The 5,252-nt window shown below is 48.7% G+C and carries 4 protein-coding genes; 2 read left to right on the plus strand and 2 right to left on the minus strand.

From position 1 onward, the window contains the following. The first annotated feature begins 99 nt into the window (after positions 1-99). Entirely contained in the window at positions 100-921 is an 822-nt protein-coding gene (locus H6F50_RS05395) for a phosphate ABC transporter ATP-binding protein (RefSeq protein ID WP_190427166.1), read from the plus strand. On the opposite strand, the gene H6F50_RS05400 is transcribed toward H6F50_RS05395, so the two are convergent. Both H6F50_RS05400 and H6F50_RS05405 read right to left on the minus strand, forming a co-directional pair. Beyond that, the gene (locus H6F50_RS05400; RefSeq protein WP_190427168.1) at positions 886-1,401 is read right to left on the minus strand and encodes a GNAT family N-acetyltransferase; all 516 of its coding nucleotides are present in this window, start codon (positions 1,399-1,401) and stop codon (positions 886-888) included. The two genes, H6F50_RS05395 and H6F50_RS05400, sit on opposite strands and share 36 nt — an antisense overlap. A 68-nt stretch (positions 1,402-1,469) precedes the next feature. Beyond that, positions 1,470-2,600: an RNA polymerase sigma factor, RpoD/SigA family gene (locus H6F50_RS05405; protein ID WP_190414486.1), complete on the minus strand. Its 1,131-nt coding sequence runs from the start codon at positions 2,598-2,600 to the stop codon at positions 1,470-1,472. Positions 2,601-3,408: 808 nt separating this feature from the next. On the opposite strand from H6F50_RS05405, the gene priA reads away from it, so the two are divergent. Beyond that, positions 3,409-5,252, plus strand: a 1,844-nt coding sequence (gene priA, locus H6F50_RS05410) for a primosomal protein N' (RefSeq protein WP_190427170.1), incomplete at its 3' end; no start/stop codon positions are given.

Raw genomic sequence — 5,252 nt, forward strand, 5'->3', positions numbered from 1 at the left:
GCAGAACGGTTTCGGCAATCCCGAATTTGGGTAGCGTAAACCAAGCTTACCTCGCGTTCTTTTTTTGCGTACTTCGCGTCTTTACAGTTTAAATTCTTCATGAAACACACGACAAGCGAAATTAGAATTCAAGAGAAAACTTCAGCCTCACTTCCCAGTAATGCCCCAGAAATCAAAACCGAGAATTTAAGCCTTTCTTACGCGAATAAACCCGCATTTAAAGATGTCACTCTCTCTATTAAATCGGGTGAAATTACAGCCCTAATTGGCCCTTCCGGTTGTGGCAAAACAAGCTTTCTCACTTGTCTAAACCGCCTTACCGATTTAACCAACAACTGTCGGTTAACAGGGCGGATTCTGCTGGGGGAGCGAGATGTGCAAGAAATCGATGTGATTTCATTGCGTCGCCGAATAGGAATGCTATTTCAAAAACCCAATCCCTTCCCACTTTCCATTATCAGAAATCTTGAATTTCCGCTTAGAGAACATGGAGTGAGGAATCGAGAAAAAATCGATGAAATTGTCGAAGATGCCTTGCGCGATGTCGGCTTGTGGGATGAGGTGAAGGACAGGCTGAAATCTCCTGCCCTTTCCCTTTCTGGCGGACAACAACAACGGCTATGTCTCGCCAGAGCGATCGCCCTCAAACCCGATGTTCTCCTGATGGATGAGCCTTGCAGCGCCCTCGATCCCCTTTCTAGTGAAGTCGTAGAGGATTTAATCGTCAATCTGCGCGGCAAATATACAGTCCTCGTCGTCACTCACAATCTGGCACAGGCAAAACGGATTGCGGATGATGTGGCGCTGTTTTGGGTTCAGGATGGTGCTGGACAATTGATCGAATCTGGTTCGGTTGAGCAGATTTTTGAATCGCCCCAGCACCCTCTAACGGCTGCCTACGTCACTGGCAGAAGGGGTTAGTGCAGCCATACTCACGAGAGAATCGCCCGTAACGCGGCAAATCCGCCAGTCGGGCAAAACGTCAGCACCCATGCGTTCGTAAAATGCGATCGCGGGTTCATTCCAATCTAAAACGCTCCACTCCAATCTCCCGCAGCCGCGAGATACAGCTAACTGAGCAAGGTGGGTGAGAATCGCCTTCCCGATCCCCTGACGCCGATATTCTGGGAGTACAAACAAGTCTTCCAGATAAATTCCCGGCTTAGTGAGAAAGGTGGAATAGTTATGAAAAAACAGGGCAAACCCCACGGCTTGCCCCGCATATTCTGCTAGAATTGCCTCTACATAAGGCTTAGAACCGAACAGATGCTCTTTCAGGGCGTCCGTATTGCCTGTGACAGCGTCAGAGAGTTTCTCATACTCCGCGAGTGCTTTAATTAGCCCAAATAGCACCGACGCATCTCCAGGCTCTGCTGGACGTAAAATCAATTCAGTAGTCATTCGTCATCAGTCAGCGATCGTTTGGTCAATCATAAAACGAATGACTAATTACCGATCGCCAACAACTTTTAGGTGAGCCATCCTTTCAAGCGTTTGGCAACCTGGGGACGCCGCAGTTTCCGCATCGCTTTACTTTGAATTTGACGCACTCGTTCGCGGGACAAATTAAATAGACAGCCCACTTCTTCTAACGTGTAGGGTTCGCTGCTGGTTAAACCATACCGCAGCGAGATAACATCTTTTTCCCGATCGGTGAGAACGTCGCCTAACACTTCCCAAATTTCCTGGCGCATCATGGCTTCGCTCATCTGCTCTTCAGGAGATTGATTATCACCATCTTCGAGCAGATCCATCAGTTCCGTCTCTTCTCCCTTCCCGATGCGATGGTTGAGAGAAAGCGATCTCCTTCTAAGCTGCAACAACTGACGCAACTGCGAAGCCTCAATATCTAAAGATTGCGCCAGTTCCTCTTCTGTCGGATTGCGATGCAGTTCTTGCTTGAGTTCTCGCTGCGCTTTTTTGAGCTTATTTAACTTCTCGACAATGTGAATCGGCAATCGAATCGTGCGCGCATCGTTAGCGATTGTCCGCGTGATTGCTTGCCGAATCCACCAATAGGCATAGGTAGAAAACTTATAACCTTTGTCGGGATCAAACTTTTCTGTAGCGCGATTTAATCCCAGCGCCCCTTCCTGAATTAAATCGAGGAATTGAACACCTCGGTTCAAATATCGTTTAGCAATAGAAACAACTAATCTCAGGTTCGAGCGAATCATCTTCCGTTTCGCCACCCGTCCGCGATACAGTTGATGTTCCATCTGCCGTTCCGAAAGCCCATCTGCTGCTGCCAGTTCTGCTTTCGTGGGAGCCCGATCCAACTCTTTTTGTAATTTTTCTTGGAGCGCTTCTATCTTGACTAAATATTGGACGCGATGGGCTAACTCGACTTCTTCATCTGGTTTCAGAAGGGGATAGCGTGCCATCTCCTTAAAAAACGCTCCTACAGTATCATCGGAGACAGTTTTGCGGTATTCAGAGGGGCGACCACCGGCTAATTTATCAATTTCGTCTGAAATTTCATCTTCAACACTGACGATTTCTATTTCAGTGGTTTCTTCCATTTGCTGGTCGGTAATATCTACAAAATCCCGATCGGATGTAGATTCTACGTCGCTTCGGTTCAAGTCAGCAATATTCATAGCAAGGTCTGAGTCGGTATTGGATAAAGCGAGTTGATGGGAACGGATGCTCTCTTTGTACATATCCATGACGGACTGAAGACAGGCTCTACGAGCATAGACTCAAGGGTCAACTTTATTTTTACTGTCTGCATTCTTTGCTAATTTTGAGCTTCATTTATCCGCTCGTGGCAACACCAGATCGGGTACCCGCTTTGGAACACTCAAAATTTATTCAACCTTTCAATTTACAAATAGCTTTTTAAGGCTACCAGAAAATAGTTTTTTGATTGTTTCCCTGATTACATTTCTCGATTCCAGAATCTAGAAGCGCTTTAGATTGGGTATGCGTCTTAAGAAAAAATCAGGAAACATGAAGGTGATGCCCTAGTCTATTAGAAGCTTGCCGTCAGCTGTGATGCCGTAGATAAATTTCAATTAAATTAAACTTAAATCAATGCCAAGTCTGGGGTTTCTTTCCATTTTTTCTGGCTCCTAATTAAGGAAAGTTTAAAGTTTTTTAAATTTCCCATGCTATTCACACAGGATCTCATATACTTGTGAGCTTTCCTCTCTATCGATAGGGAGAAAGTAGGCATCCGCGCTCTGCACAATAGATAGAGGATAGCAAGTATACTCACATACAAGCATCCAAGCGAGACATTTGTATCCTAACTTCTATCCTCTTGGTTGCGACCTCGGATGTTGTTGAATTTCAAGTCTCTCAAGCGTCTACAGCCAGCTAAAATTAACAGGTCTACAGTAAGCGACAAGCATGGCGGTCTGGAAAGCTGGCTGTAGTATCCGGCTGCCAAGGGAGAGGGGGAATATGTCGTCAAATCCCAATGTCGGGCGTTCGGGCATTGTGCTGGAGAGTAGAGCATCCTACGACCAGTCTGATTCTGGACAGAATCGATGGATAGAAGTGCTGGTGGATTGTCCAGAAGCAGAAGCGCAGAAGCGGTTGTATACCTATCGGTTGCCTGCCCAGTTGCAAGTGCAGCCGGGGGATATTCTGAGCGTACCGTTTGGGGCGCAAGTTTTGGGAGCGATCGCGATTCGGATTTGCGATGCACCGCCGCCAGATTTGAACCCAGCCAAAATTCGGGATGTAGAGGATGTAGTCAGTGCTGGGTTTTTCCCGCCGACCTACTGGCAACTGCTGAACCAAGTCGCCCAATACTACTATACCCAGCTGATTCAGGTAATTCGAGTCGCGCTACCGCCGGGATTACTGGGGCGATCGCAGCGTCGCCTCCGCCTTGCCCAAGGAGAAGGAGAGGGGGGACAAGTCGGACAAGCGGGAAATGCTAATTACCTGAGTCCAACTGCCTGTAAGATTCTGGAACTTCTGCAAGCTCAACCCTCTGGAGACTACAGCTTCGTTTACCTCCAGCGTCAAGTTAGAGGAGCGTATCGAGCCATCCGGGAGTTACTGCGGGCGAAGTTAGTCGAAAGTTACCTGGAACCGCCCAGAACCCAGCGACCGAAGTTGCAGAAGGCTGTGACGCTGGTTGTCGATGTTTTTCCCCTCGACTTAACGCAGCGCCAACGGGAAATTTTGGAAGTGCTGCGGCGGCGCGGCGGCGATTTGTTGTTAACGGAGTTGCTGCAAATCTGCAACGCCAGTTCATCCACCATCAAGACGCTGGAGCAAAAAGGCTGCGTGGTTATTCAAGAACGGGAGATGTTGCGGACTTCCGCAGAACCGCTCTTGGCTGGGGATCAACCGAAAGCATTAACACCGGCTCAATCTGAGGCGCTAGAAGCGATCGCGTCTTTATCCGGTTTTGCGAAGGTGCTGTTGCACGGAGTCACGGGTTCCGGGAAGACAGAGGTGTATTTACAAGCGATCGCCCCAATTTTAGAACGGGGACAATCTGCCCTCGTCCTCGTCCCGGAAATTGGTCTTACCCCCCAACTCACCGACCGATTTCGCGCCCGTTTTGGCAACAAAGTCTGCGTCTATCACAGCGCCCTTTCCGATGGCGAACGCTACGACACTTGGCGGCAAATGCTGGCGGGTGCAGCTCAAGTCGTGATTGGCACCCGTTCCGCTATCTTTGCCCCACTGCCACGCCTAGGGCTAATCGTGTTGGATGAGGAACACGACTCCAGCTTCAAGCAAGACCAACCCGCACCCACTTATCACGCCCGTACGGTCGCTACTTGGCGTGCTGAGTTGGAAAACTGCCCCCTCGTTTTAGGTTCCGCTACTCCTTCCCTAGAAACCTGGATAAATATTACGAGTCCGGAGTTAACCGCTTCAACTCAAAACTCAGACGCGATTCATCGCGTCTCTCCAACTCAAAACGCGCTTACCCATTACCTCTCATTGCCAGAACGCATCCAATCGCGCCCGCTACCGCCGGTAGAAGTGGTGGATATGCGCCAAGAGTTGCAGCAAGGGAATCGCTCAATTTTTAGCCGATCGCTTCAGGAAGGCTTACAGCAGCTGCAAGATCAGGGGAAACAGGGAATTTTATTTATTCATCGGCGGGGACATAGTACCTTCGTTTCTTGTCGCAGCTGTGGGTATGTAATTGAGTGTCCTCACTGCGATGTTTCGCTGTCGTATCACCACACCCATGAAGAAGCCGCTGAATTATTGAGGTGTCATTACTGTAATTTTGTGCGATCGCATCCTCAATCTTGTCCCGAATGCGGTTCCCC

Source organism: Coleofasciculus sp. FACHB-712 (assembly GCF_014695635.1).
Classification (GTDB): domain Bacteria; phylum Cyanobacteriota; class Cyanobacteriia; order Cyanobacteriales; family FACHB-T130; genus FACHB-T130.

Bases quoted from the DNA above. Each gene is read 5' to 3' on its own strand.
- H6F50_RS05395 (WP_190427166.1), top strand. From the start codon at position 100: ATGAAACACACGACAAGCGAAATTAGAATTCAAGAGAAAACTTCAGCC.
- H6F50_RS05400 (WP_190427168.1), bottom strand. From the start codon at position 1,401: ATGACTACTGAATTGATTTTACGTCCAGCAGAGCCTGGAGATGCGTCG.
- H6F50_RS05405 (WP_190414486.1), bottom strand. From the start codon at position 2,600: ATGAATATTGCTGACTTGAACCGAAGCGACGTAGAATCTACATCCGAT.